Origin of the sequence: Kitasatospora sp. NPDC127067, from assembly GCF_042724755.1 — a bacterium.
GTDB lineage: Bacteria > Actinomycetota > Actinomycetes > Streptomycetales > Streptomycetaceae > Kitasatospora > Kitasatospora lactacystinica.
Genome location: NZ_JBHXEM010000025.1, coordinates 33,244 through 58,552, shown reverse-complemented (window position 1 = coordinate 58,552; position 25,309 = coordinate 33,244). Strand labels below are relative to the sequence as shown.

Annotated in this window: 21 protein-coding genes and 3 pseudogenes; 7 read left to right on the top strand and 17 right to left on the bottom strand. The window is 68.8% G+C overall.

Features of this window, described 5'->3' with window-relative positions; all coding sequences use genetic code 11:
• Positions 1-90 precede the first annotated feature (90 nt).
• Positions 91-957 carry a S1 RNA-binding domain-containing protein gene (locus ACFWJ4_RS13870; protein WP_380543115.1) on the bottom strand — a complete coding sequence of 289 codons (867 nt, stop codon included), beginning with the start codon at positions 955-957 and terminating at the stop codon, positions 91-93.
• A gap of 427 nt (positions 958-1,384) precedes the next feature.
• Positions 1,385-1,972 (bottom strand): SMI1/KNR4 family protein, encoded by a 588-nt coding sequence (locus ACFWJ4_RS13865; protein WP_380543112.1) that lies wholly within the window; start codon positions 1,970-1,972, stop codon positions 1,385-1,387.
• A gap of 559 nt (positions 1,973-2,531) precedes the next feature.
• Here ACFWJ4_RS13865 and ACFWJ4_RS13860 point away from each other — a divergent pair.
• Entirely contained in the window at positions 2,532-3,854 is a 1,323-nt protein-coding gene (locus tag ACFWJ4_RS13860; protein WP_380543109.1) for a UDP-glucose dehydrogenase family protein, read from the top strand.
• Positions 3,855-4,122: 268 nt separating this feature from the next.
• Here the strand turns inward: ACFWJ4_RS13860 and ACFWJ4_RS13855 are convergent, their stop codons facing one another.
• The 5 genes from ACFWJ4_RS13855 to ACFWJ4_RS13835 all read right to left on the bottom strand — a co-directional run bounded on the left by ACFWJ4_RS13855 (position 4,123) and on the right by ACFWJ4_RS13835 (position 8,458).
• Positions 4,123-4,758: a DUF7003 family protein gene (locus ACFWJ4_RS13855; protein ID WP_380543193.1), complete on the bottom strand. Its 636-nt coding sequence runs from the start codon at positions 4,756-4,758 to the stop codon at positions 4,123-4,125.
• Between the two features lie 235 nt (positions 4,759-4,993).
• Positions 4,994-5,785, bottom strand: coding sequence for an alpha/beta fold hydrolase (locus tag ACFWJ4_RS13850; protein ID WP_380543106.1), 792 nt, complete (start codon positions 5,783-5,785; stop codon positions 4,994-4,996).
• 454 nt (positions 5,786-6,239) lie between these two features.
• Complete coding sequence (locus ACFWJ4_RS13845) at positions 6,240-6,896, bottom strand: SMI1/KNR4 family protein (RefSeq protein ID WP_380543103.1); 657 nt, start codon at positions 6,894-6,896, stop codon at positions 6,240-6,242.
• 180 nt (positions 6,897-7,076) lie between these two features.
• Positions 7,077-8,009 (bottom strand): hypothetical protein, encoded by a 933-nt coding sequence (locus ACFWJ4_RS13840; protein WP_380543100.1) that lies wholly within the window; start codon positions 8,007-8,009, stop codon positions 7,077-7,079.
• Between the two features lie 293 nt (positions 8,010-8,302).
• Complete coding sequence (locus tag ACFWJ4_RS13835) at positions 8,303-8,458, bottom strand: hypothetical protein (protein ID WP_380543097.1); 156 nt, start codon at positions 8,456-8,458, stop codon at positions 8,303-8,305.
• A gap of 7 nt (positions 8,459-8,465) precedes the next feature.
• Here ACFWJ4_RS13835 and ACFWJ4_RS13830 point away from each other — a divergent pair.
• A pseudogene (locus ACFWJ4_RS13830) lies at positions 8,466-10,526 on the top strand (Tn3 family transposase); the annotation flags it as partial.
• Between the two features lie 157 nt (positions 10,527-10,683).
• Here the strand turns inward: ACFWJ4_RS13830 and ACFWJ4_RS13825 are convergent.
• The gene (locus ACFWJ4_RS13825) at positions 10,684-11,562 is read right to left on the bottom strand and encodes an alpha/beta fold hydrolase (RefSeq protein ID WP_380543094.1); all 879 of its coding nucleotides are present in this window, start codon (positions 11,560-11,562) and stop codon (positions 10,684-10,686) included.
• A 115-nt stretch (positions 11,563-11,677) separates the two neighbouring features.
• On the opposite strand from ACFWJ4_RS13825, the gene ACFWJ4_RS13820 reads away from it, so the two are divergent.
• The gene (locus tag ACFWJ4_RS13820; protein ID WP_380543091.1) at positions 11,678-13,615 is read left to right on the top strand and encodes a BTAD domain-containing putative transcriptional regulator; all 1,938 of its coding nucleotides are present in this window, start codon (positions 11,678-11,680) and stop codon (positions 13,613-13,615) included.
• Between the two features lie 162 nt (positions 13,616-13,777).
• Here the strand turns inward: ACFWJ4_RS13820 and uppS are convergent, their stop codons facing one another.
• The 3 genes from uppS to ACFWJ4_RS13805 all read right to left on the bottom strand — a co-directional run bounded on the left by uppS (position 13,778) and on the right by ACFWJ4_RS13805 (position 15,704).
• Positions 13,778-14,554 carry a polyprenyl diphosphate synthase gene (gene uppS / locus ACFWJ4_RS13815; protein ID WP_380543088.1) on the bottom strand — a complete coding sequence of 259 codons (777 nt, stop codon included), beginning with the start codon at positions 14,552-14,554 and terminating at the stop codon, positions 13,778-13,780.
• Between the two features lie 65 nt (positions 14,555-14,619).
• Entirely contained in the window at positions 14,620-15,408 is a 789-nt protein-coding gene (locus ACFWJ4_RS13810) for a hypothetical protein (RefSeq protein WP_380543085.1), read from the bottom strand.
• Entirely contained in the window at positions 15,405-15,704 is a 300-nt protein-coding gene (locus ACFWJ4_RS13805) for a helix-turn-helix transcriptional regulator (protein ID WP_359902429.1), read from the bottom strand. Before ACFWJ4_RS13805 ends, ACFWJ4_RS13810 begins: the two co-directional genes overlap by 4 nt.
• Before the next feature lie 86 nt (positions 15,705-15,790).
• On the opposite strand from ACFWJ4_RS13805, the gene ACFWJ4_RS13800 reads away from it, so the two are divergent.
• Entirely contained in the window at positions 15,791-16,834 is a 1,044-nt protein-coding gene (locus ACFWJ4_RS13800; RefSeq protein WP_380543082.1) for a hypothetical protein, read from the top strand.
• Here ACFWJ4_RS13800 and ACFWJ4_RS13795 read toward each other — a convergent pair.
• Both ACFWJ4_RS13795 and ACFWJ4_RS13790 read right to left on the bottom strand, forming a co-directional pair.
• A pseudogene (locus ACFWJ4_RS13795) lies at positions 16,797-17,033 on the bottom strand (hypothetical protein); the annotation flags it as partial. The gene ACFWJ4_RS13800 and the pseudogene ACFWJ4_RS13795 sit on opposite strands and share 38 nt — an antisense overlap.
• A gap of 226 nt (positions 17,034-17,259) precedes the next feature.
• Complete coding sequence (locus ACFWJ4_RS13790; RefSeq protein ID WP_380543079.1) at positions 17,260-17,448, bottom strand: hypothetical protein; 189 nt, start codon at positions 17,446-17,448, stop codon at positions 17,260-17,262.
• A 90-nt stretch (positions 17,449-17,538) separates the two neighbouring features.
• Between ACFWJ4_RS13790 and ACFWJ4_RS13785 the strand changes: the two genes are divergently transcribed.
• Positions 17,539-17,709 (top strand): hypothetical protein, encoded by a 171-nt coding sequence (locus tag ACFWJ4_RS13785; protein ID WP_380543076.1) that lies wholly within the window; start codon positions 17,539-17,541, stop codon positions 17,707-17,709.
• 10 nt (positions 17,710-17,719) lie between these two features.
• Here the strand turns inward: ACFWJ4_RS13785 and ACFWJ4_RS13780 are convergent, their stop codons facing one another.
• Both ACFWJ4_RS13780 and ACFWJ4_RS13775 read right to left on the bottom strand, forming a co-directional pair.
• Positions 17,720-18,514: a class I SAM-dependent methyltransferase gene (locus ACFWJ4_RS13780; protein WP_380543073.1), complete on the bottom strand. Its 795-nt coding sequence runs from the start codon at positions 18,512-18,514 to the stop codon at positions 17,720-17,722.
• 55 nt (positions 18,515-18,569) lie between these two features.
• Entirely contained in the window at positions 18,570-18,716 is a 147-nt protein-coding gene (locus ACFWJ4_RS13775) for a hypothetical protein (protein ID WP_380543070.1), read from the bottom strand.
• 230 nt (positions 18,717-18,946) lie between these two features.
• Here ACFWJ4_RS13775 and ACFWJ4_RS13770 point away from each other — a divergent pair, with 230 nt between their 5' ends.
• Positions 18,947-22,006, top strand: coding sequence for a Tn3 family transposase (locus tag ACFWJ4_RS13770; protein ID WP_380543067.1), 3,060 nt, complete (start codon positions 18,947-18,949; stop codon positions 22,004-22,006).
• A gap of 65 nt (positions 22,007-22,071) precedes the next feature.
• Here the strand turns inward: ACFWJ4_RS13770 and ACFWJ4_RS13765 are convergent.
• Together ACFWJ4_RS13765 and ACFWJ4_RS13760 are read right to left on the bottom strand one after the other, a co-directional pair.
• A pseudogene (locus tag ACFWJ4_RS13765) lies at positions 22,072-22,198 on the bottom strand (IS110 family transposase); the annotation flags it as partial.
• Positions 22,199-22,212: 14 nt separating this feature from the next.
• On the bottom strand, positions 22,213-22,353 hold the full coding sequence (locus ACFWJ4_RS13760) for a hypothetical protein (protein WP_380543064.1): 141 nt from the start codon (positions 22,351-22,353) through the stop codon (positions 22,213-22,215).
• 202 nt (positions 22,354-22,555) lie between these two features.
• On the opposite strand from ACFWJ4_RS13760, the gene ACFWJ4_RS13755 reads away from it, so the two are divergent.
• The gene (locus ACFWJ4_RS13755; protein ID WP_380543061.1) at positions 22,556-24,922 is read left to right on the top strand and encodes a glycosyl hydrolase family 28-related protein; all 2,367 of its coding nucleotides are present in this window, start codon (positions 22,556-22,558) and stop codon (positions 24,920-24,922) included.
• The last annotated feature ends 387 nt before the right edge of the window (positions 24,923-25,309 follow it).

The window sequence follows — 25,309 nt, the reverse complement described above, 5'->3', positions numbered from 1 at the left end:
CCTGCGCCCCGGGCCCGTGGGAGAACGAGGCTCGCCCGGTCGGGTTCGCCGTCCGGCTCGGCACCGAGTGCACCGCCGCGCCCGGGACGATCACGATCGGCGGGAGGGGAACTCCCGCCGCGACAGCGTCAGCTTTCGGCGTCCTCGGTCGATGTCGGTGACGACGACCAGGACTTCGTCACCGACTCCTACGACCTCCTGCGGTGTCCGCACGGGTGTCCGTGCGAGGTCCTTGAGGTGGATCAGCCCCTCGACCCCGTCGGCCACCTGGACGAAAGCGCCGAACGGAACCAGCCCGGTGACCCTTCCGCGCAGTCTCCGGCCCGACACGACGCCGTCGGCGAAGTCCTGGAAAGGGTCCGGCCGCGTAGCCCGCAAGGACAGCCTGGCCTCCCCGTTCGTGGTGTCGAACTGGAGGAATTCGCACGAGACGCGCTCACCGACCCGAACGATGTCCGAGGCCGTTTCGAAGCGACACCAGGACAGTTCGGGGAACGTGATGAATCCGACCCCCGGGAAGACCGGATGGGCGGGCCCGTCGTCCAGCGCCACGAACACGCCGAACGACTCGATCGACGCGACCGTTCCGGCCAGGATCTCGCCGGGGGCGAGCAGCTTCAGAAAGGCCCACAGCTCCGGGTGCCCGGTGGCTGCCATCGACAGCCGCACCCCGCCCGCGGGCCGGTCGACGGCGATGACCTCAGCGGTGATCCGCCGACCGACCTCCACGCCCTCGGTCCGAGGCCGCCCCCAGGGCAGGTCCAACGAGCCGACGAACCCCAGCGGTCTCGCCGGGAACCCGTCCAACGTCACCGCCACCCCGGAACGGGTGGTCTCCGATACGACCCCACCGCACAGGTCGCCGACGCGGATCGCTGACAGAAAGCTCCGTACGGCGCGGTCCTCCGGTGCTTCGTGCATACCGGCAAGCCTTTCACGGGGGGAGCGGTGGGCCACCAGGAGGCGGGCGTCGGATTCGGCTGGGGCGGGGCCGAGCCGGTCCGTCTGCAGTTCGCTGCGCTCCCCCGCCCTTCTCCGCCCCGCAGCGCGCGCCGCCGCCTACGCGCCGACCGGCTCCGACCGCACGCAGGACCTCCTCGCCGCATGCCGTTCCCGTCCGCTCGTCCGTCCGTCCGCCGAGTACTACCCGGCCGCATGTACGGGCTTGGCATGAGACAGCGAGGTTGATGGCGCCGGCTGCCGCAGATGAACGCGGTTGCGACCTCCGGGGACAGCGGCCACCACTGCTTCCTGCGCACCATGCGAAGCCCTGGCACGGCTGACAGCGAAGCCCGGAACGATCCGTGGTCCTGACCACGGCCCGGGTCGGCCCTGTCCACGAGTCCTGGCCTGACTCGGACTTCCGTGTCGCTCTTACGGGAAGTCAGATCTTCGGCGCCAGGCGATGGCGGTTCGGATGGACACGAAGCCGAGGCGAGGTGAGCTCCAGGGCCCGGTTGTCGAGTCCGGCGCTCATGTGGTCGAGCCAGCGTTCGTACCAGTCGAGGAAGTCGGTGGCGGAGGAGACGTTGGGACCCCAGTAGCCGTCACTGTTGCCGATGAGGACGCGGCCCACGAGAGGACCGGTCACCGCGATGACGCATACGTCGGTGCAGCCCATCTCGATGATGTGGAGGAAGAGGTCGCGTGCGTGCGCCCCGGGTTCCGGGCTTCCGAAGCCCCGCGGTGCTCCCGGTTCTCCGCGCGGATCCATGACCAGCAGGGAGCACCGCTCCAGCGGCATGAGACCGTAGAACGGTGCCGCCCCGGAGCCACCGATGTGGGTGAGGAACTGCCGGTAGGCATCAGGCACGATGAGGTCGTGCTCGGCCTCGAACGCAGCGACGCGTGCTTCCGCCAGCTTCGGACCGAGGCGGAACTTGTGCTGCTCTTCCCCGAAGGAGTGGCTGCGCACCGGTTGGAACGGGATCGCGGCCAGCTTGCGGTGCAGGCGTGGAATGCGGGGATCCATGGAGCGTCTTCTCTCGTTCCCGCCACCGTATCGGAAGCCGGGTCAGCGAATCCCGATGTCGACCAGAACCGTCCCGTGGGCGCGATCTTTGTGCGGCGCGTACTCATTGACGCCAACGACCTGCGGGGCCGGTGGCCCTGGAACGGGAAGGGAAGTGTCGGCCCTGTGTAGCCAGCGGGGCCTGGATTCGAACTGAATGAATTGGCGTACCCTGAGACGGATCGTGGCAGGTCAGGAAGTGTCGGTCCCGCACGCGCGGGGATAGCTCCGCGGTCGCCGCCCACGCCGCCCACGCCGCCCACGCCGCCCACGCCGCGCTCCAGCGCGAGTCGCCCCCGCATGCGCGGGGATAGCTCCCCGCAGACCCTGTGGCAGCACGAGCAGGGTGAGTCGGCCCCGCAGAGTGCGGGGATGGCTCCGACGAGCCATGCCGAGTGCGTGGCGTCCGTCCAGTTCTGAGCAGTTGACCCCACGTCCGCTCCTCCGACCCACCCGACACCCGGTAGCGTCACGGGTACACCGAGTGACGGTGCGCCTCTTGCTCAGACAAGGACCCTTCATGCGTGTCTCCGTGATCGGCTGTGGCCACCTCGGCATTCCGCACGCGGCGGCGATGGCCGAGCTCGGCCACGAGGTCGTCGGCGTGGACGTCGACCGCGAAAAGGTCGAGCGACTCAACGTCGGCGAGTGCCCGATCTTCGAGCCAGGTCTGCCCGAGTTGCTGGCCCGGCACGTCGGCAGCGGCCGTCTGCGGTTCACCGCCGACATCGCGGAGGCGGCCGCGTTCGCCGAGCTGCACTTCATCGGCGTCGGTACTCCCATCGACGCCGACGGCCGCTCCTACGACACGGGCCAGGTCTTCGGCGCCGTCCGCCGGCTCGCCCTCCACCTCACCGAGCCCTGCACCATCGTCGGGAAGTCGACGGTCACCGTCGGCACCACTGCCGAGGTCACCGCTCTCGTCCAGCGCCTGGCCCCGGCGGGTACCGGCGTCGAGGTGGTGTGGAACCCCGAGTTCCTGCGCGAGGGCCATGCCGTGGAGGACACGCTGCGCCCGGACCGCATCATTGCCGGGGTCACCGGCGCCGAGGGCGAGAAGGCGATCCGCGAGGTGTACGCAGGCATCCTGGACGCCGGTGTCCCGTTGTTCGTCTGCGACCCGGCGACCGCCGAACTCGCCAAGGGCGCCGCCAACACCTTCCTCGGCCTCAAGATCTCCTACATCAACGCGGTCGCGGACATGTGCGAGGCTGCCGGCGCCGACATCGCCCGGATCGTGGAGATCCTCGGCGTCGACCCGCGGATCGGCGCGGGCGGCATGCGGCCGGGCATCGGCTACGGCGGCGGCTGCCTGCCCAAGGACGTCCGCGCGTTCACCGCCTCGGCCCGGCAGCTCGGTGCTGGCGGCGCCGTCGACCTGCTGCTCGCCGCCGAGAGGATCAACGAGTCCCGCATCGGCGTCGCGATGGACCTCGTCGCCGACGCCCTCGGCGACCGGCCGCTCCGGGACGCCCGGGTCACCGTGCTGGGTGCGGCGTTCAAGCCCGGCACCTCCGACGTCCGGGAGTCCCCCGCCCTGGCCCTGGCCCTCGCCCTGTACCGGGCCGGCGCCGTGGTCACCGTGCACGACCCGCAGGCCGTCGCCAACGCGATGGTCCGCAACCCCGAACTCGACTTCACGGCGGACCTGCCCGCCGCACTGGCCGGCGCCGAGCTGGTGGTCCTGGCGACCGAGTGGTCCGAGTACCGGCGGGCGGACCCCGGTGCACTGCTGGATCTGCCCGCCGACCCCCTCCTGGTCGACTGCCGCACCACCCTCGACCCCGAGCCCTGGCGCGCGGCGGGCTGGCGCATCCACCAGCTCGGCAGGCCCGGAAAGTAGCGCAGCCCCATCGAGGGGCAGGGCCGCAGACTCGAAGCAGGTCCCGATCGGGCGGCGATTCCTGCCAGCCCGCCAGAACGACGCTCTCCGAGGGGGTGGACGGTGCACCTCCGCCCGAGGGGGTCCAGTACTGGTAGGAGTCTGCGGTCGGGAGGTCTGAGTTCGTCCGTAGAAGCGGGCGGTCGGTGGCCCTGCGCAACCGTGACAGGCTTTCGCAGGAACGCAGGGCCGGAAGCACGGTTGTGTCGGCAGCGGTCGGGTAGACGATCTACAAAGTTCCGGCGTCCGGCCAGTGGGACCAGTGGGTGTTCGCCGGGAGCGTCGGTCGGTACCGGGTCGGGTCCCCGGAGTCCAAGACCTCGGCGATCATCCGGAACGTCTCGTGACCGCTGGGCATGACGTCCCAGGAGTCCTCCGGTTGGTTCCACTCGTCAAGTCGCATCAGCTCCGGCAGGTCGGAGGGAATGCCGGCCCGCAGCTCCGTCTCGTCGGCCAGCAGGAGCGTCCTGTTCGCCGGCGCGATCAGGCGGAACACGTCCTGCAAAGGGGTGTCGGCGTCGGCGTCGACCGTCAGCGCGGTGCCGCGGACGACCACCGGGACTCCTCCCGCGTAGACCTCGGTGCCGGCGGGATCGATCTCCTCCATGTTGTCCACCCGTGCCAGGAAGTCGCCGAACCCGGGCTCGCCGCGCGTCAGGCAGTTGCCGAAGCAGTGCATGACGTCGATGAGGTTGCCGCCGCGCGGGCTGTAACCCAGCAGTTCGGCGACCACGGCCCAGCGCGTGCTGTCGCCGAGCAAGTGGATCCGCGCATCGACCGGGTAGTAGTAGCCGTTGTCGAGATCAGGGAACTCTCCCTTGTCCGCGCAGAGATCGAACTGTCCGAGGATCGACGAGGTTGTCATCACGTCTCCAGGCTAGGACCGGGCTCTTGGCCGCTCCCTGGCGGCGGCTGACGACTCACCTGTCGACCTCGGCCAGCGCCGAGCGTATTCGTTCGGTCTGCCGGCTGTGTCGGCGGGTTGAATGTGTCGCCCATGAAGGCTGCGGGCAGCCCCGTCCTGACTTCCACTGAGTGGTCGGGGCCGCGTGCCAACCATTTGTCGTCTTCTTTGGCTCTGTGCGGCGTTCGACCTCGGCTCACCGAGTCAGATGTCGCTCCAACGCAGCGAGGAATGCGTCCGGGTTCTCGAGGTGGCAGGCGTGGTCGCCGGTCAGTTCGAGAACCCGGGTATCGGGCAGCCGTTCGTCGAGGACGGCAACGATCCGCTTGAGCCAGTCGGTGGTCGCGGAGCCGTGGACCAGGAGGACAGGGCATCGGATGTCGGCGAGTTCGGCGACGTCGCGGTCGGGCCGGTCGGCCTGCTCCGAGCTCCAGGACAGGGCCATCCGGTGCGGGATCCAGCGCGGCCAGGCAGGGTGGTCGCGGGCCTGGTCCTTTGACGGCGCGAGTCCGGCGAGTTCGAGGAACTCGGCCAGGTCATCCTCGCTCACGTCCTGTCCGGCCAGCGCATGCAGGAACTGGTTCAATCGGGCGACCTCGGGGTCGGACTCGCCGAGACCGTCGAGGATCCAGTACGCCGCAGGCTCCACGAGCGTCAGCGTCCTCACCCGTTCCGGATTGGCCAAGGCGAACTCGATGAGGGCTCGTCCGCCGCCGGACCATCCCGTGAAGTCCGCCGTTTCGACCCCAAGGGCGTCCACAGTCATGAGCAGCGATTCACGCTCGATCGCCGCGGTGTACCCGGCCTCCCCGCGCTCGCCGGCCGAGCCGAGCTCGTTGTGGATCGGCTGCACCCTGACGGTCCTCCGCCTCGCCGACAGGGCATCGGCGAGGGGTGCCCACGACACCCATCCGGTGAGTCCGCCAGGTACCAGGACGACCGGCGGTCCCTCCCCCTTCACCTCGTTGACCAGGACCTTCGGTTTCATCGCCCACCTCTGACGGATTGACAGCAGACCCCATCAACGTAACCACGATCCCGACTTCGCGCAGAGGATGTCGGCTGCGAAAAGTCCGAAGCATCAGAAGTCCGCCTCGCTCATCGGCGGCCCACCCGGGGTGATCCCGGCCGCCTCCGCCCCGCGTCAGGTACTTCCTGATCGTCTTGCGATCCACCTCGGGAGAGGCAGCAAGCCGGCTCTTCGAGCGGCCCGCGTACCAGTGGACGTACCGGCGGCCCGTCCGCGACCGCCGTCCCCATGGGGAAAGTGACGACGAAGGTGGGGAATTACGTGACGCTGATCATGAAGGTCGTGGGGAATTACGTGACCGCTGACACCGACACCACCCTGGTCTCCGGAGCCGACAGGAAGAGCAGAGATCAACGGTCGCAGGAAGGTGGCACACCGTAGAGCTTGGACCAGACCCCTGGCTCTCGGACAGTCAGAGGTGGGGCCAGGGGTCGATGCCCTCCTCCTCGAGGCGTCGTTCCTCCTGCCAGTTCAGGAAGACCGGCTGGTCGGGGGAGAACATGCCCATGGGTTGAGGACTGATCTCGCCGGTCAGGAACCCGACGAGGAAATCGACCATGCCGCAGTCGTACTCGACCCAGTCACCATCGCGGGTGAGTACGAGGGTGGTCCACCTGTCGGGATCCGGATCCGTGGTGTCCCAGAACGCCTGGCTGGCGCTGCAATCCACGGCCCACGAGATCTTCCCCTCCAGGGCTGGGCCGTCGGCGGGATCCAGATCGAGCAGCTCGTACCCGCACTCGATCAACTCCTCGAAGAGCAGGGGGCCGCGAGAACCCCGGGCGACCTCCAGCGGCAGTCCTATGGAGAGCGAGCAATTGATCGACCCACCACCGTAGACGGAGACGAAGTCGCGGTAGTCCGCCGGAAACGGAGTGCCCCACCTTTGGGCCGCCTCCTCCCAGTCGATGGGATCGCCGGCTCCGGGGTGCTGCGGCAGAATCCCAGCCAGTCGGGCAACACTCGGGTGCATCAGCAGCGCCTCTCGGAGAACTCGGGCAGAGGCTCCGCCGAGCGTTCGAATGTGCGCGCGGCCCACCACCGCGGCTTGAGACACCCTATTGATCACGTCCCCGCGAGGAGAACTCGGTGACCTTGCTGCCGGGAGATCCGCCGGCCGTCCCGCACTGTCTCCTGCGTCCGCAGTGTCTCGACGGCCGTGTCTGCAACGGCCCAGGCGGCGTGGTCGGCGCCAAGGGGGTCGCAGAGCGCCCGGACGAGCCCGGTACGGAGCAGCCCGGTACGGACCTCATGACCTGGTGTCCATCGCCTGCAGTCGGGCCCGGGCGTCGGCGACGACCCGTCCCGATTCCTCGGTCATCCGTCCGTCCGCGTCAGTGATCGGGCAACTCATGACCAAGACGGCGAGGCCGGCGAGATCCACCATCGTCGCCACCTCCGTGTGCCGGCGGGAATCGTAGCGGGCGACGTCGTCACACGCTTCGACCAGCGCGGTGAACGACGGCAGCCGTTCCACGATCATGAACCGGAGGTCCCGCAGGACGCGCCGGGTGTCCCTGCTGCGCTCGTAGACCGCGGACGCGGCGTCCTCCACCTCGCTCATATCCGTCTCGGCCCGTTCCAGGGCCTGTGCCTTCTCCTGTTCGCCGCGCCTGAGTCTGCGGCTCTGCCACTCCCCGATGGCGGCCAGCGAGAGGACGGCCGGAGCCGCGACGATCAGGGACAGCACCGTCGTCCCGGCTGCCATCCCGCCACCGCCCGCGGCCAGAGACCCGCCGCCGAACCACGCGAGCGTGGCACTGCTGGCCGCCGCCCCGGACAATCCCGAGATCGCCGTGCCGGTCGAGGCGGAGGCGAAAGCTCCCACCGCGAGATAGGCGCCCAGCCCTGCACCGGACCCGACGAGCGCGCTGCCCGCCAGCGTGCCGGCCGCGGCCGCCACGGCACGTTCGCGCAGCCGTCGAAGCTCGATGCCAACCACGTCGCCGACGTTCGGCATCTCGATCGAGGCCGGCTCGACCGGATCGACGCGCTCGAGACGCCGGAACGCCTCGCAGAAGGGGACCAGGGCCTCGTCGTAGAGCGCCTGCCGTGCCTTCTGCTGGGCGGCGTTCTCGGCCGCGGCCCGCTGATCGAGCTCCTCCTTGCACTCCAGCAGACGTTCGTACCTCCGGCGGTTCTCCTTCGCGAGCCTGACGGCGTCGACTATGGCGATGGCCACGCTGCCCCCCTTGATACCGGCTCGGAGATCCTAGTGCGTACCGGGTGATGCCCTCCCGGGGGCTTCCCGGCGTTCGTCAGCGCGAGTGCGATCGTCACCTTCAGCGGCCGGCGGCTGCCGAGCGCCACGCCCACCGGTCTGTCCGCGGCGATGGCCGGCTCGGCCCGCACCGCGTGGCGCCGGTTCCTGGGCTGCCACCAGCGGTCCCGGTCCGCCGCCCTCGGCACATGCCCGGGCGAACCGGAGGATGACGGGCGTCGCCGCTGCGGCCTCCCGGCCCGGTGACCGGGCGGCTATGCGGACAGTCGTCGTAGCCATTCCGTCAGGAGTTGCTGTTCGGCGGGGCTGAGGGCGTTCTGGCCGGGCAGTGCTGCGCGCAGGGCGCGGGCGGCGCCGGCCGGTCCCGGTTCCTGGACGGCGGGTTCCCGGGTGGTGACGGTGGTGATCATCGATACGGACCTGGACGTCGGCGCGTTGTGGGCGGCGGTCGAGGAGGCCGTGCCGCGTACGGCGGTCGCGGGGGCGGTGGCGACCGTGGAGGCCCTGGTGCCGGAGGACGACGGGTCGGCCGAGGCGGCCATGCGGGAGAAGCTGGCCCTGCGCTACAACACCGTCCGGTCGTTCCTGTCTCTGCTGGGTGAGTCGGACGCGCTCGGCGCGGCCCCGGCCGGGCGGCGGGTGCTCACCGCGGTGCGCCGGCTGCCCGCGCTGTCGCGGCGGCGGGTCAAGGACCGGCCGCTGCTGCCCCGCGAGGTCGACGCCGAACTCGTGCCGGCGATGTGGAAGCGGGCGGTGTTCTCCAACTCGAAGCTCCCGCAGGGCGCGGTTGACCGTGACGCGTACGTGGTGTGCGTGCTGGAGCAGCTGCATCGCGCGCTGAACCGGCGGGACGTGTTCGCCTCGCCGTCGAACCGGTGGGCGGAGCCGCGCGCGAGGCTGTTGGACGGGCCGCGGTGGGAGGCGATGAAGGCGGACGTGCTGGCGGGCCTGTCCCTGTCCGAAGATGCCGCCGAGCACCTGGACCAGCTGGTCCGGGGTCTGGATGCCGCGTGGCGGCAGATGGCCGACCGGCTTCAAGAGGCCGGTGACGACGCGAAGGTGGAGGTCGTCGTCCCCGAGGGCGGCGGCAGGGCCAAGTTGTCGGTGGACAAGCTGGGTGCGGTGGGTGAGCCGGAGTCGCTGACCTGGCTGAAGAACATCACGGAGGCGATGCTCCCCCGGATCGAGCTGCCGGACCTGCTGTTCGAGGTCCATTCCTGGACCGGGTTCCTCGACGCCTTCGGCCACGTCTCCGAGCGGCGCACCCGCATGGAGGGCCTGCTCGTCTCCCCGGTCGCGCTGCTGGTATCCCAGAGCTGCAACATCGGCCTGACCCCGGTCATCGACACGGAGAACAAGGCGCTGAGCCGCTCGCGCCTGTCCCACGTCGACCAGAACTACGTGCGCGCCGACACCATCGCCGCGGCGAACGCCGCGCTCATCACTGCCCAGTCCCGTATCGAGTTGGCCCAGATGTGGGGCGGCGGGCTGCTCGCCTCCGTCGACGGGCTGCGCTTCGTCGTCCCGGTCAAGAGCATCAACACCGGTCCCTCGCCCAAGTATTACGGCTACAAACGGGGCGTGACCTGGCTCAATGCAGTTCACGACCAGGTGGCGGGGATCGGCGCGATGGTGGTGCGCGGCACGCCGCGCGACAGCCTGTACACGCTGGACACCCTGCTGAACCTCGACGGCGGGGTGAGGCCGGAGATGGTCGCGACCGACAACGCCTCGTACTCGGACATGGCGTTCGCCCTGTACAAGATGCTCGGCTTCCGCTTCGCTCCGCGCTTCCGCGACCTTGCCGACCAGCGGTTCTGGCGGGCCGACCTGCCCGACAACGGCGGTGAGCCGGCCGCCGGGTACGGGCCGCTGGACGACTTGGCCTGCAACAAGGTCAACCTGAAGAAGATCGCCAGACACTGGCCGGACATGCTCCGCGTGGCCGGGGCGCTCATCACCAACCAGGTCCGCGCCTACGACCTGCTGCGGATGTTCGGCCGCGAGGGCCACCCGACCCCGCTGGGGGCCGCGTTCGCCGAGTACGGGCGGATCGACAAGACCATGCACCTGCTCGCCCTGGTCGACCCGGTGGACGACACCTACCGGCGGCTGATGAACCGGCAGCTCACCGTCCAGGAGTCACGCCACCGGCTCGCCCGCGCGATCTGCCACGGCGGCCGCGGCCAGATCCGCCAGGCGTACCGCGAGGGCCAGGAGGACCAGCTGGCCGCCCTGGGTCCGGTCCTCAATGCGGTGGTGCTGTGGAACACCCGCTACCTGGATGCCGCCGTGGCCCGGCTCCGCGCCGAGGGCCACGACATCAAGGACGAGGACGCCGCCCGCCTCTCCCCGCTCAAGGACCGGCACATCAACTTCCTGGGCCGCTACCTGTTCAACATCACGGCCAGCGGCCCCGGCCAGGGCCTGCGCCCCTTCCGCGACCCCGCGGCTGAGGACGACGAGGAAGAGGACTGACCGCCGGCGCACCCAAAGACGTTGGGCCGTTCGTTGCACCCCGGGTAGGGCGGGCGGCACCGGCTGGGTACCCAGTGCAAGAAAAGAAGGCTGATCGCCGAAAACCTGGCGTTCGCCGACCGACCGTGGCCCAGCCGACGAGTCGAGAGCAGGGGGCTCAGCGGGCCAGCAGGTCCCGGATCGCAGCCGCGATCTCGTCGGGTGCCTCTTCGGCCATGAAGTGCCCGGCGCGGGTCAGCCGGTGGTCCAGGTCCGGCGCCCACGCCTTCCACACCCCGGCAGCGTCGTAGCCGAGCCGCGCGCCCCAGTCCTGCTGGACGACTGTCACGGGCATGGCCAGCTGCGACCCGGCGTCCAGGTCCGCTTGGTCGTGCGTGACGTCGATGTCCGCCGAGGCCCGGTAGTCCGCGACGATCGACGTCACTGCCGCGGCGCTCGCGCGCAGGTATTCGGCACGTACGTCCTCGGGCATGGTGGTCGGGTCGTTGGCCCAGGCGTCGAGGAACGAGCCGAAGAACACGTCCGCGCTGCCTGCGATCATCGTCTCCGGCAGGCCCGGCGGCTGCGCCATCAGGAAGAGGTGGTAGCCGACCGCCGCCGAGACGCCATGCAGGACGTTCCACATGTCGAGCGTCGGCACGACGTCGAGGATGCCCAGGTGCGTGATGGTCTCAGGGTGGTCCAACCCCGCCCGGAAGGCGACCAGGGCGCCTCGGTCGTGGCCGACGAGGGCAAAGCGCTCGTGGCCGAGCGCCGCCGCCAGGGACACGACGTCGGCGGCCATGGTGCGCTTGGCGTACACATCGGCGTCGGTGGCCGCCGGCTTGTCGCTGGCGCCGTAGCCCCGCAGGTCAGGACAGATCACCGTGTGCTCGTCGGCGAGCCGCGCGGCGACGTGTCGCCACATCAGGTGGGTCTGGGGAAAACCGTGCAACAGCACGACCGGGCTTCCGCTGCCGCCGACAGCTGCAGCCAGCTCCACACCGTCCGCACCGGGCAGGCGGACGTGATCGAAGCCGGGAATGGTGAGCGTCATGAAGGACCACCCTTTCGGGTCGGGGACTTGACCGGATCATCAGCTTGGGCGACGGCGATCAGCAACCGATCAGTGCGGTTGGGCGCAGCCGACCCCTGGCACGGAGGATGAGGGCATGCGAATCGACGTGCTCGGTGTGGTGCGGGCCCTCCACGACGACGGCAGCCCGGTTGACCTGGGCGGACCCCGCCATCGTGAGGTACTCGCCCGGCTCGTCGCCGCCGAGGGACGGATGGTCACCACCGACACCCTTGTCAATGACCTGTGGACCGATCCGCCTGCCCGCGCCGTCGGCGCTTTGCGTACCTTCGTCGCCGCGCTGCGCCGCGCCCTCGAACCCGACCGACCGCCCCGCAATCCGCCGCGCATCATCGTCACCGAAGGTCCCGGCTACGCGCTGCGCCTGCCGCGCGAGGACGTGGACGTCCATCGGTTCCAGGACACCCTGACCCGAGCCCGCCGCAACCCCGCCGCGGTGATCGACCTCGGCGCGGCACTCGCGGCCTGGCGAGGACCCGCCTACGCCGATGTGACCGGCTCCGCATGGGCGCAGCGCGAGCGGAACCGGCTGGAGGAATTGAGGTTGGAGGGGGTGGAACTGCGCGCCCGGATCCTCCTCGACTCCGGGGAAGGGGCCGATCTCGTCGCCGAACTGGGTGCCCATGTCGCCGAACACCCGTGGCGCGAGCCGGCCTGGGAGCTGCTTGCCCGCGCGCTGTACCGCGCGGGCCGCCGGGCCGACGCGCTGGCCACCCTCCGCCGTGCCCGCGCGATGCTCGTTGACCAACTCGGACTCGACCCCGGTGGCGACCTTCAGCGCCTGGAGACGGACATCCTCAACGGGTCCGCGTCCCCCGAAGGAACACGTACGGCGTGGACCGGCCCTGGTGTCCGGCTCGGCCCGCGCACCACCGTGGATCTGGCCCGCACCCTCGCACTGGCGGGTGGCGACGCCCTCGTGCGCTCGCGGCGCGACCGCCTCGCCGCCATCCAGGCGGCGGAACGCACGGGAGACCTCTCCCTGACCGCCCGGATCATCGGCGCCTACGACGTGCCCGCCATCTGGAGCCGGGCCGACGACCCCGAGCAGTCCCGCGCCGTCGTCGCGGCTGCCGAGCGCACGCTCACAGGGCTGGGCCCAGACGGCCCCGCCGACCTGCGCGCCCGCCTCCTGGCCACGGTCGCCGTCGAGAGCCGCAGCGCCGATCTGTCCGGGACCGAGCTCAAGCACGCGCAGCAGGCGGCGCGTCAGGCCGAGGAGCTGGCACGGCACCTGTCCGATCCCGCCCTGCTGGCCTTCGCCCTCAACGGGGTGTTCCTGCAGTCCTTCAGCAGCCCCGGGCTCGCGGCCGCACGGGACAGGACCGGCGCCGAGATCCTCGACTTGGCCACCCGGCACGAGCTGCCGAACTTCGCCGTGCTCGGCCGACTCGTCCGCCTGCAATCCGCCTCGGCCCTCGGCGACCTCGACGCCGCGACCGCGCACGCCAACGCGGCCGACCAGCTCGCCGCCACCACCGAGGCGCCCCTCGTCCCCGTCCTCACCGGGTGGTTCAGGGCCCGGGCCACGGCCGCCCGCAGCGCCGAACCCGGCGGACCGACCGCCGCCACGGCAGCAGCGCACTACCGCGCCGCCGAGGACGCCCTCCGGACGGCCGGAATGCCGGGGCTGCACTGCGGCCTGTTCCCGCTCGCCCTACTGGGACTGCGCCTGCTGCACAGCCGGCCCGCGCCCACCGACCCGCACCTCGACTGGGGCCCGTACAGGCCCTGGACGCGACCCCTCGTGCTGCTCGCCCAGGACCGGGGCGAGCAGGCTCGTACCGCCCTCGCTGCGGTGCCCGAGCCACCGCGTGACCACATGCAGGAGGCCATGTGGTGCCTGACCGCCCACGCCGCCGTGCGCCTCGGCGAGCGGGGAATCGCCGCGCACGCTGCGGCTGCCCTGCGTGATGCCTGTGCAGAACACGCCGGCGCCGCCAGCGGAATGCTGACCCTGGGCCCGGTGGCGCGGTACCTGGCAGAGGCGGAGGCATGCGCCGGAGCGGGGTGAGCGACCGCAATCCGCGAGCCCCGGGCCCGTCCGCGCTCACCCCACGGCCCCGGCGGAATCAGGTCGCATGACGTCGTTGACCTGCGTCGGTATTGCCGGAGAGGTCGGCCATCGTCCCTCCGGGGTGGATGTGACGAGTTGTCGGAGGGTCTCCGGGTCGGTTCAGCTGCCGTAGCGCCGCTGCCTTGCGGCGAAGCTGCGGACGGCGCGCAGGAAGTCGACCTCGCGGAACGCGGGCCAGTAGGCCTCGCAGAAGTACAGCTCCGAGTAGGCGCTCTGCCAGAGCAGGAAGTTGGAGAGCCGTTGCTCTCCGCTGGTGCGGATGACCAGGTCGGGATCGGGCTGGCCGGCGGTGTACAGGTGCGGGGCGATGTCGTCGACGGTCAGGGTGTCAGCAACCTCGGTCAGTGACGCGCCGGCTTCGGCCCGCGCGTACATCAGGTCGCGCATGGCGTCGATGACCTCCTGGCGGCCGCCGTAGCCGACGGCCAGAGTGACGTGGGCGCCGGTGGTGCAGGTTCGGGTGGCCTCGACCGCCTCCTTGAGGGCGCGGGCGGTGCTGTCGGGCAGGGCGTCGGTCATTCCGGCGAGGTGGACCTGCCAGCGGGCGTCCGGGCGGGTGAGGCGGTCGGCGACCACCTGCTCGATCAGCCGCATCAGGTAGGTGACTTCGGCGTCGCCGCGGCGTTGGAGGTTCTCGGTCGAGCAGACGAAGACGGTGATGTGCTTGATCCCCAGGGCCTCGCACCAGGAGAGCACCTCCTCGACGTGTTCGGCGCCCACCTTGTGGCCGAGGCTCGGGTTGGCCATGCCCATCTGTCGGGCCCAGCGGCGGTTGCCGTCCATGATCAGCCCGACGTGTCGGGGCAGTGGGCCCGCCATGACCTCGCGGCGCAGGCGGCGGGTGTAGAGGGAGCGGAGCAGGTCGGGCATGAGCACCGTCCAAGTGGGATGGGAGCGGCCCGCCGGTTCAGGCGGACCCAAATCAGGGGGCGTCGTGCGGCTTACGACGCCGATGGCAGGTCGCGCAGGTCGCTCAGGGTGCCCGCGCACACCGCCGTCAGCAGGAGCAGGCCCACGCCGATGCCGGCGCCGAGCGGGTGGAATCCGTCAGCGGCGATGGAGAGTCCGAGGATGGTCGCGCCGCCGGTGGCGCTGGCACCGGCGAGGGTCCGTACGCCTACCCGGAGGCGGCCGGTGCCGGGTGGCACGACGGCGTCCGCGCCGACGCCGGTGAAGATGCGGGGGATCTGGATCGCGCCGAGGCCGAGGGAGATCCACCAGGCGGCGAGCACGGCGGTGCGCAGGGTGGGCGGCGAGGCGTCCGCGTCCACGCCGCCGTGCACCAGGACGACCACGGTGGTGCCGAGGAGCGTCGGTACGGCGAGACGGCGGAGCGCCCACCCCAGCAGTGTGATCGCGGCGCTCGGCGTGGGCCGGGGCCGGGGTGCGACGAGGGCGATGCCGAGCAGCAGCAGGGTGGTGCAGCCGTGCATGACTCCGTTCCGCACGCCGTCGGCGGGCAGGGGGCCGGCTTGTTCGGCGGCCAAATGGCTCAGGAACCAGGCGGCGAGGGCGACCGTGATCCCCATGGTGGCCACCCGCCGCTGGCGCTGCGCCGGGGAGTCGGCGGGCCAGTGGGCGGGGTGCAGCCACATGTCCACGATGCCCGCGACCAGGTTGGGCCACGACTTCCAGCCCGCGCCGCGGGCCTCGTCCTCCACCATCGAGCCCCAGCGCTCGCGGAAGGCGTCCGGGTAGAGCCTGACCAGGCTCCGGGCGACGATGCTCACGCCGGGTTCACCCCCAGGCGCCGCAGTCCCGCGTTCGCAACGCGGGCCATGGCGCGCAGTTCTCGTTCCAGGATCTCGCGGCCGAGGGGCGTCAGCTGGACCGGGCGCTGGCGGCCCTGCCCGTCGAGCGGCTCGATCAGCCGCTTCGTCTCCAGCCTGGCCAGCGCCCCGTACAGGCTGCCGGGGCCCAGCCGCTCCCCGGTCAGCTCCTCGATCGCCGTGTTGATGGCGTATCCGTGCATCGGCCCGTCGGCCAGCGCGCAGAGCACCAGCGTCTGGGCGTCGTTGGCTTGCATGTGTCGTTCCTTCCGATCTGACGGAGCACCATACTACGTGCCACGAACTACGCGCCACGTACTACGCGATGTGTACTATCGCCGTCATGCGCAACGACGTGACGATCGATCAGCTGGACGTCGGACACCCCGCTCGGCCCACCGCGGCCGCGGCGCTGTCGGCATCCGCCGCCGGCGCCGCCGCCTTCACCCTGTTCGCCTACCTGACGACGCAGGTCCGCTCGGTGCGGGCGGGCAGCCCCTGGCAGGGCGATCCGTACGACGCGGTGGTGACCTTCACCATGTTCTTCGTCCCCCTGCTCAGCGCGCTCGGTGCGGTCCGGGTGCTGCTGTGCCGGCGCGACCGGCCGCTTCCGCGCTACCGGGTCGAGCAGGTACTTCGGGCCGCGCTGGTCTGCACGCTGCTCGTCGCCGCCACGCTCGCCACCGACTGGGCGGCGGTGGCCGCGCGGGCGGACCGCGCTTCCTGGGACGGTGGCACCCCCTGGCTGATCGCGTCCCTGCTGCCGCTCACCGGGATGACGGCCGGGAGCCTGCTGCTGCACCTCCGGGCGATCCGACGGCTGCCGAAACCGGTGCGCGGGGCCGACGACGCGGCCGACGGTGCGGGCGGGGACTGGCTGGACGACCTCGCGCCCCTCGCGAACCTGCTCGCCGGCCCCCGCTCCCGCGCGGGGCGCGCACTCGCCGCGCTGATCGGCCGCGGCACGGTGCTCGGCTTCGTGCGTCGGCGCTTCGCCCCGCTCGCCGCCGCGGCCGCCCTCACCGCCGGCCTGCTGGTCGCCACGGGACTGGCCTCCGGCGAGGGCTGGCCCGGGGTACTGCTCTTCACCGTGGAGGCCGCGGTCTTCGCGGGCGGAACCTTCGCCTTCGTGATGATCTGCAACAGCGTCCTGCGGTTCGCCGCGTCCCCTCCCGCATCGGGGACGCGACGGGCCGCCCGGACTGCGACCACCGCAGGCGCGTTGACACTGCCGGTCTCGTTGGCGCTGCGGGACACCGCCTGGCAGCTGCTCGGGCTCGGCGACCAGGTCGAATCCATCGGACAGTGGGCGGCCTTCGCACTCGCCTGTGCGCTACTGACGGGCGCGCTCACCTTCGGTGTGGCCGCAATCGGAAGCCGGGAGTGACAGCGGAACGCGCCTGAAGTGGATCCCAGGCATCCCAGCACCGTATGTCCAGATGGCCGTCGAGAGGGAAGGACGGCGGCGCCGCGGGCAGGACGCTGTCGAACTCGTACCGGCTCTTCTGCGCAACCCGGCACGAGGCGGAGTTGTCCACCTGGTGCAGGAGTTCCAGACGCTTCGGCCCGTCGGCCCCGAGGGTGTCGGCGGTTCGGCGAGTACTCCACCCACGAGCTTTACCTGGCTCCGGAGGCGTACGAGCAGCACCTGGACGTCGACTTCACCAAGTTCGACCCACAGGACCAGGCTGAGGCTTCTTGACGGTCCGCCCCGCTGCCGGCCTCGGTTGGCCGACCGACATCAGGGCCGCAGAGTGATGCCGTGCCGGGCGTCCCGGGCAGGACGGCACCATTCGGGCTGGGACCGGGCGGCTACCTGCGCTTCCTCAGCCACAGGACCACGCCCGCGATGACCGCGAGTGCGACGGCGGCGAGGACGGGCCCGCCGAGGGTGAGAAGGCGCTGGAGGGAGGTCGCGGCGGCGTATCCGGCGCCGGCTTCGGCGGCGGCCCACAGTCCGGCGGCGGCGGCGCTGTAGGGGGCGATGCGCCGGTAGGGCACGGTCGTGAGTAGCAGCGGTACAGCGGTTAGCGCTAAGGAATGATCTTGATTTCCGGGGGCGTGCCAGCGGGAGCGGGAGCAGGCTGGGGTATGGCCGGGGACCGGAACGCGGAGCTCGCCGCCCTCGCCCGCCAGGCCATGGCCGCCGCGGGCGGCCTGCGGCTGCTGGTCGAGCGGGTGGGCGATCTCGGCTGGCGGATGCAGGACTACAGCGACGAGGACCTGTTGAACGTCGCCTCCGCGCTGCTGATGAGGATCTGAGCTGGATGGATCAGTCTGAGGCCATAGGACGGGCGGCGATGACAGCCTCTGTGCGGACACGCTCGTCAAGTGGTCCGCCGTTGGGAGCGAAGGTGTTCAGGGCCTGGCGGAGGTCATCCTCGAAGGCCGCCCGGTCGGGGCCGAGTGCGGCCGGGCTGGTGAAGCTGTAGGAGAGCTGAAGACCAACGATCTCGTCCACGCTGCGGCTGACCGTCCGGTCCCAGTGGACCTCCTCGATCCGGGAGAACGGCGAGCGGAGCAGGACCTCCTGGTGACGCACGTCGGGGTACCCGGCCGGCCGGGATTCCCGCAGGCGTTCCGGGTCCAGATGGCGACGGCGAACCTCCTCGACCACGGGCAGCCAGTGCGGCGGTTCGAGGTCGTCGTGCTGGGCGCCGCAGGTCGCCAGCACCACCGCACCTCCGGGCTCGATCAGGGTGTCCAGGTCGCGTAGCAGCCGTTCCCGGTCCGTCCAGTGGAACGAGGCTCCCATCACCGTTAGCAGCACCGGTCCCACGTCCATCGCGAGCAGTGTGTCGGAGCTTCCGAGTCGCCAGTCGATTCCGGTCACCCCCGCCCGGGTGGCGAGCCGGCGGCCCTCGGTGAGCATGGCAGGCTCCGGATCGACGGCGATCACCTCGCGCAGGAGGGGAGCCAGCGGCAGCGTGAGAGCCCCGCTGCCCGCCCCCAGGTCCAGCACACGCTGGGAGCCGTCCAGAGAGAAACGCCGGCTGAGCAGGGCGAACAGGCGGGGATCGTACGCGGGCCGGAACCTCGCGTAGTACGGCACTGTCGAGGCAAACAACCCACCAGGCGAAGGCTTCACAACTCCATTGAAGACCCCCCACTGACCGGGCAGGTCAGCACCACAGCCCAGTGTCAGCCTCGATCTCTTCCGCCTCCGGGTCGTCCTGGTCGGGCCGGGTTCCGAACGGCCCGGGGATCCCGGGTTCCTCGGCGCCGAGCTGCGGGGCGCCGCCCTTCGTCCGGTGCGGGCCCGGGATCATGGGGCGGCCTCCTTGGAGGCCAGCCGGAATACGCCGGAAACGTGCCGTAGGCCGTCTGCGGTGGTGATCTGAAGCTCGCTGGCCCACCGGCGGATCACCCGTTCGTGGGTTCTTCCGATGATTCGCGGCGGGGTGGCTGGGGCTTCTTCCCTGGTCATGTGCTTGAGGTGTCTGTGATCGACTCGGCTGCGTGTGCTTCGTATGAGTGAGCGGCCGGGATCATGCGGCGCATGGCTTCGGTGGAACGTACCGCGTATCCGCGGTTCAAGCGCACGATCTCCTCTCGCGAGTTGCACGAGGCGTTCACCCCCGGCACGGCCGAGGTGGCGTGGGCGCGAGGCAAGGCGCGCTCGCCGGAGCATCTGCTGGCGCTGGTAGTGCTGCTGAAGAGCTACCAGAAGCTGGGCTACTTCCCGGATCTGGGCGAGGTGCCGGAGTTGGTGGTCGGGCATGTGCGCGGTCTGCTGGAGCAGGACGAGAGCGTGTCACCGCGGCACGACTCGGTGCGTACGGCTGCGCGGCAGCGGGACTTCATCCGTGAACGGATCGGCGTGGTCTACGACATGGAGAAGGCCCGGGAGGTCGCTGCAGTGGCGATTAGGGAGGCCGTGCAGACCAAGGACAACCCGGCCGACCTGATCAACGTGGCGCTGGAGAAGCTGGTCAAGGCGAGGATGGAGCTGCCCGGCTACAGCACGCTGGACGAGATGGCCTCGGCGATCAGGACCGAGGCGAACGAGGACTTCTTCGCAGCGATCGTGTCGCGGATGGACGAGGTCGACCGCGCCCGGTTGCTGGGACTGCTGCGGGTGCCTGCGGGCGGTCGCAGCAGGTTCGACGAGCTGAAGCGCCCGGCGAAGGCGCCGACGGTCTCCCACCTGCGCGAGCACCTTGCCCACCTGGACAGGCTGGAAGCGATGGGTGCGACGGCGACATGGCTTCAGGGGGTTCCGCCGGGGAAGGTGGAGCACTTCGCTGGGCAGGCGAAGGTGCTGGACGCCGCCGAGATGTCCAAGGTCGGCATGGTGAAGCGGTGTGCGCTGCTGGCGAGTCTGTTGCACATGGCGAAGGTGCGGGCCCGGGACGAGCTGGTGACGATGCTGTGCAAGCGCATGGGGTCGATCACGAAGAAGGCAAAGGAGGATCTGGAGAGGATCCGTGAGCGGCACCGGGCGGAGTCCGAGCGGCTGATCGCGGTGCTGGGCGAGGTGCTGGAGGCGGCCAGGGACGCGGTCGGCTTCGACGGGGAGTCGGTCACCGTCCCCACCAGTGTCCGCAAGCAGAACGCGGTGCACGCCGAGTGCGGCAAGGCGGTGCTGGAGCGGCTGGAAAAGGCCGGCGGGCTGGCCAAGCTCTCGGAGGACCACGAACTGGTCTCCGCCCACCACGGCGACAACTACGCGCCGCTGATGCGGCGGCACTTCCGCAGCCACCGTAAGGTTCTGCTCGACCTGACCGAGACCTTGTCGATGGTTGCCACCTCCACCGACGACACGGTGCTCCAGGCGGTGGGGTTCTGCCAGGCCATGCGGCACCGCGGCAGCCAGTGGGTGCCGGTGACCTACACAGTCGCCCAGGAGGACGGCGCCGAGAAGACGAAGACGGTCTCGGCCGACTTCGCCTCGCAGATGTGGCAGCGCATTCTGTTCGACAAGCACAAGCCGGGGAAGATCAACCGGCGGCACTTCGAGGTGTGCACGCTCTTCTACCTCACCCAGGAGCTGCGGACCGGAGACGTGGCGGTCATCGGCTCGGAGTCGTACGCCGACCTGCACGATCAGCTGCTGTCCTGGCAGGCGTGCGAGCCGCTGGTTGCCGACTACTGCGAGCAGGCTGGGCTGCCCGCCACCGCCCCGGCGTTCACCGCGGCGCTGAAGCAGAAGCTCACCGCCACGGCCGCGAAGGTGGACGCCGGGTACCCGGACAACGCGGACCTGACCATCGACACCGCGTCGGGGAAGATCGTGCTCACCCCGCGCAAGGGCAAGGACCGCCGTAAGTCCGCGCAGGACCTGGAGGCGGAGATCCTGCGCCGGCTGCCGGAGTGGAGCCTGCTGGACGTGCTCGCCCGCACTGCGTACTGGATCCGGTGGTGGCGGCACTTCGGCCCGGCCTCCGGAAGCGATCCGAAGATCCGCGACAAACTCGCCCGCTATGTCCTGACGGTCTTCTGCTACGGGACGAACGCGGGGCCCGCGCAGGTCGCCCGGCACATGCGGCAGAAGGTCTCGGTGCACGAGCTGTCACTGGCGGGCAATCAGCACATCACCGCGGAAAAGCTGAACGCCGCCTCGGCGGACGTGATCGACATGTTCATTCAGCTCGACCTGGCGCACGTGTGGGGCGATGTCGGCAAGGCCGGGATCGACGGCTCCCAGTACGACACCTGGGAGAACAACATGCTGGCCGAGTCCCACATCCGGTATGGGGGATTTGGTGGCATCTCGATGAGGCACGTGTCCGATACCTATATCGCGCTCTTCAGCCACTTCATCCCGTGTGGCGTGTGGGAAGCGGTGTATCTGTTCGAGGGCCTGTTGAAGAACCAGTCCGAGGTGACCGTGGACATCGTCCACGGAGACACGCAAGGCCAGTCGCTGCCTGTCTTCGGGCTCGCGCACATGCTCGGGGTGGAGCTGCTGCCGCGCATCCGCAACTGGAAGGACCTGACTTTCTACCGGCCCAGCGCCACGATGAAGTACCAGCACATCGACCCGCTGTTCGGCGACCCGGAGAAGGACGTCATCAACTGGCGGCTGATCGAGAACCACTGGCAGGACCTCATGCGCGTGGTGCTGTCGATCCGCGAGGGGCGGCTGTCCTCGGCCGCGCTGCTGCGCAGGCTGGGCAACGAGTCCAGGCGCAACCGCATCTACCAGGCGTACCGCGAACTCGGCCGGGTCATGAGGACGATCGTGCTCCTCAGGTTCTTGTCGGAACCCGAGCTGCGCGAGTCGATCCAGGCGATGACGAACAAATTCGAGGCGTTCCACAAGTTCAGCAACTGGCTGATGTTCGCCTCCGACGTGCTCCAGGACAACGACCCGGACCACCAGGAGAAGAGCATCAAGTTCAACGAGCTGCTGGCGAACTGCCTCATTTTTCATACCGCGGTGGACATTACGAAGGTGGCCAATGACCTCATCGACGAGGGGTGGGAGGTGGACCCGGTGGACCTGGCCACCGTCACCCCGTACATCACCAGCAAGACCCGCCGCTTCGGTACCTGGCACCTGGACATGGAGCCGCCCGAGAACGAAGCGGTAGGGCGGCTGCGGATGGCCGCTTGACGGTGTGGTCCATGCCATGAACTGCGCCAGTACAGCCGAAAGGGCACCCGAGCTCCAATGGCGCGCTCTGCAACCACCTTGTCGAAGACGGCCCGCAGCTTCGGCTCACTGTTGGGCAGCTGCTTGTCGAAGACCTTATTGCCGGCCGGGATGAGTCCGTGGCCATTGGTGAGCGGTCTTGCGGACGGCCATCCCGAGGAAGACGCTCACGTCGCCGACGTCGGCATCGTGCTCCCAACTGCTGCGGTGTGGTACTGGCCAGGGAGTTGGAGCCGGCCCTTGGCGGCGAACTCCCGGCCGTGGATGCACTCGGCCCTGATCAACATGATCGCGGTCGGGACGGCCATCGAGCCTTGGCGAAGTGCGCAGGCTGGTGATCACGCCTAGCGTGGAAAGGGCGAATAGTGCAAGAGGCCCCCAAACGGTGTTGTGTTGCGTGCACCGCCGAAGGATACCGACCTTCGCCCCCGAGGTCGGGTGCTCGCGCGCTTCGGCCGCGCTCACGCCGACCCGTCCGACCGACGAAGCCTCGACGGCAGGGACGTTCCGATGGACATCGAAAACATGAAAGCCGCACAGCGCATCACAGCCGGCCAGGCGGTCCGCACCACAGGATCAGGCACCGTCACCCCTGCTATCGAGACGGAGAAGTTGCATACCAGTCCGTTCTTCGGGGTCGCGCTGGAAACGGTGGATCCCCCACACAACGTCAAAGTTCAAATAAGTGGTGTTTTCACCCTTCGCAGCCTGGGCTCCGACGGTGGTAAGTCCGGCGCGGTTGGCGTCGACAGTTCGGGACAGCTCGTCCGCGCTACAAGTAAGGAATGCGTGAGCGCTCCGAACTGGATCGGCGACTGCGATGCTTCAGGCACGGTGACAATCCGCCCCCGCCGCGACACGCGCCTGAGCGTGCTCGACTTCGGAGCAGTGGGAAACGGCAAAACCGACGAAAACGCCGACGACGCGGACGCGATCCAAAGCGCCCTGGACTGCGCGATGCGACTCGGCACTACTGACGGCAGTGTCGTCTACCTCCCGCCGGGAGAATACCGCATTAAGAAGCCTCTCGTTATCTCAAACGGTTGCATTCTGGAGGGGGCCGGCCTTGCCTATCATGACGAAACCAGTCGCATACTCGCAGATGTCACCGGAAATTTCAAGCTCAAAATAGGTGCAGTCGGCGGGGAGACCGTTTATTGCGCAATTGCCCTGGTGGGCTATGCAACCGGATTGGCCATGACGCCCCCTCGCGGCCGTGCGGACTATGCTGTGCTTCGTCAGCTCGCCCTCCATTCGATCCCCGCTCAAGGGACGCCTGCCGCCACCTTCCAGGCTCCGCAGATGGATGGTATACGGGTTATGGCGACCGGCGCATGCATTGAGAGAATGAGCGTTGTCAGTTTCAGGCGTAACGGGATAGAGATATCCTCAAGCGAGGTCGCACCGGTGGTTAACGCCAGCGGCGTGCAGATACGTGATTGCCGCCTTACCAGCAATGGCCAAAATGGGCTCGACATCGGCAGCCTGGGCAACGACAACGCCAGTACCATACTAGTTATGAACGTCGATGCCACATCAAATGGGCGTGATGGAATTTGCGACAATTCGCGATTTGGCTCCACCTTCGTTTCGTGTCACACTGCAGCAAACCGACGCCGAAACTATAGCTGTGACGGCAAATCGAGGCCCTCCGTGTACGTCGGCTGCTACGCCGAAGCCGATGCACCATCGGTATTCAAGAGTAGGAATACCGCTGTCATTGGAGGCGATATAGACACTACCTCCGACTCGGTGTTTTGGGGCTTCAATTCTCTCGGCAAGGGACCTTCTGCACTCCGCGTGGTAAATGACTATTCCAAAGTGCACAAGTATTGGATCGCCGATGCGGGGGTCGATATCGAGGAAGGCGAGGAGCAGACGCCCCAGAAGGGACCCGGGAACGGATACGTATATCGAGCAATTCGCGCCGGGCATACTCGTGGAGTGAACGGCCTACCTCCCGAAAAGAAGGGCATGCCTGACTTCCCGCCGGTGGTCGGTGCAGAGCTGAAAGAGCTCGATGGTTTGGTGTGGAAATGTGTGAGAAAAAATGAGCCTCAGGTCACAACGTCCAACACCCTCGGCAGCTATGGTGAGGATCCCACGATCATTCATGATTTTCAGATCGTGACGGTGGACGGCAAGTTGCAACTCGCGGGGGACTCCCTCTTCCGCACCCAAGTCCAGACAGCGCCCGCGGCTATCAAGGGCAGGGTTGCAGTGTCCCTTATTAGTGGGGTGTCTTTCCCTCCGACGTACTATCAAACCGCGTATGAAAACGGTCCGTTTCCCGGCGCGCTGATGCTTCCGGAAGCCTGGATTGGAAACTACGTCTACGGCGAGCGGCGAATCTGTGTTGTGACTGGCGGAAATCCCTACAATACCCGTGTGGGTAGCTGCAACTTCTACCGTCCGGGTGATCTGCTTGTCAACGCCGTCAGAGGTCAAACGGACCCAGACGAGATTGGGTGGACGGTAAAGGCTGCGTGTGGAAGGGGGGCAGCGGCTTCTTCCTGGGCTAGCGGGACGCACTATCAGATTGGAGATATCGTCAAGCCGACGCCCGTCAATGGCTTCGTGTATCTGCTGCACGCGTACAAACCCGATGACCCGTTGGACCCGCACAACAAGGTCTCCGGTCCAAGTCAGCCGCCGTCCTGGAACCGGGACGTGCCCCAGCATGTTGAAGCGTTGACTGACGACAATCACCTAGAGTGGATGACACTCTATGACTTGGATGAAAACAAATGGTGCATTGTACCGCTTCCACAGCGCGCGGAAAAACAGACGAAGTCGAATGCGACTAGCATTGACCAGCTGAAGGATGATTTCAACGCACTTCTTGACAAGATGAGAAAGGCGAACCTGTTGGAATAGGCGGAGGCGCGGACGGTACTGATATCGGGGATGCCGCATCTCATCGAATCCGACAGTGGGTCAGCTGAGCGTGGTGAACGTTGACGACACAGCGGGCCGGTGGCGCTTCGAAGGCGGCGAGCGTTCCAGGATGAATCCCGTGTCGCCAACGCCACGCCAACCATTCATGGGAGCACACAGGGCGTCGTGACGGTATGACACCGTGCAGGGAACGCATGAGCGGCGGTTCTGCTTACCGGACCTCCCGCACCTGTTGGCTCGTCAGGGTGGTGCCGCAGTAAACACCGGATTTACTGCGGCAGAGCCCCTACCGTGATCACCACGACCTGCGGCGGGGTGTTCCGGCCACCGGGGTGAGGTGTACGCATTTACTGCGGCAGCGCTGAG

Bases quoted from the DNA above. Each gene is read 5' to 3' on its own strand.
- ACFWJ4_RS13865 (WP_380543112.1), bottom strand. From the start codon at position 1,972: ATGGATCCCCGCATTCCACGCCTGCACCGCAAGCTGGCCGCGATCCCG.
- ACFWJ4_RS13855 (WP_380543193.1), bottom strand. From the start codon at position 4,758: ATGACAACCTCGTCGATCCTCGGACAGTTCGATCTCTGCGCGGACAAG.
- ACFWJ4_RS13800 (WP_380543082.1), top strand. From the start codon at position 15,791: ATGCGCAACGACGTGACGATCGATCAGCTGGACGTCGGACACCCCGCT.
- ACFWJ4_RS13785 (WP_380543076.1), top strand. From the start codon at position 17,539: ATGGCCGGGGACCGGAACGCGGAGCTCGCCGCCCTCGCCCGCCAGGCC.
- ACFWJ4_RS13860 (WP_380543109.1), top strand. From the start codon at position 2,532: ATGCGTGTCTCCGTGATCGGCTGTGGCCACCTCGGCATTCCGCACGCG.
- ACFWJ4_RS13835 (WP_380543097.1), bottom strand. From the start codon at position 8,458: ATGATCACCACCGTCACCACCCGGGAACCCGCCGTCCAGGAACCGGGA.
- ACFWJ4_RS13775 (WP_380543070.1), bottom strand. From the start codon at position 18,716: ATGATCCCGGGCCCGCACCGGACGAAGGGCGGCGCCCCGCAGCTCGGC.
- ACFWJ4_RS13820 (WP_380543091.1), top strand. From the start codon at position 11,678: ATGCGAATCGACGTGCTCGGTGTGGTGCGGGCCCTCCACGACGACGGC.
- ACFWJ4_RS13770 (WP_380543067.1), top strand. From the start codon at position 18,947: ATGGCTTCGGTGGAACGTACCGCGTATCCGCGGTTCAAGCGCACGATC.
- ACFWJ4_RS13755 (WP_380543061.1), top strand. From the start codon at position 22,556: ATGGACATCGAAAACATGAAAGCCGCACAGCGCATCACAGCCGGCCAG.
- ACFWJ4_RS13805 (WP_359902429.1), bottom strand. From the start codon at position 15,704: ATGCAAGCCAACGACGCCCAGACGCTGGTGCTCTGCGCGCTGGCCGAC.
- ACFWJ4_RS13825 (WP_380543094.1), bottom strand. From the start codon at position 11,562: ATGACGCTCACCATTCCCGGCTTCGATCACGTCCGCCTGCCCGGTGCG.
- ACFWJ4_RS13850 (WP_380543106.1), bottom strand. From the start codon at position 5,785: ATGAAACCGAAGGTCCTGGTCAACGAGGTGAAGGGGGAGGGACCGCCG.
- ACFWJ4_RS13760 (WP_380543064.1), bottom strand. From the start codon at position 22,353: ATGGCCGTCCCGACCGCGATCATGTTGATCAGGGCCGAGTGCATCCAC.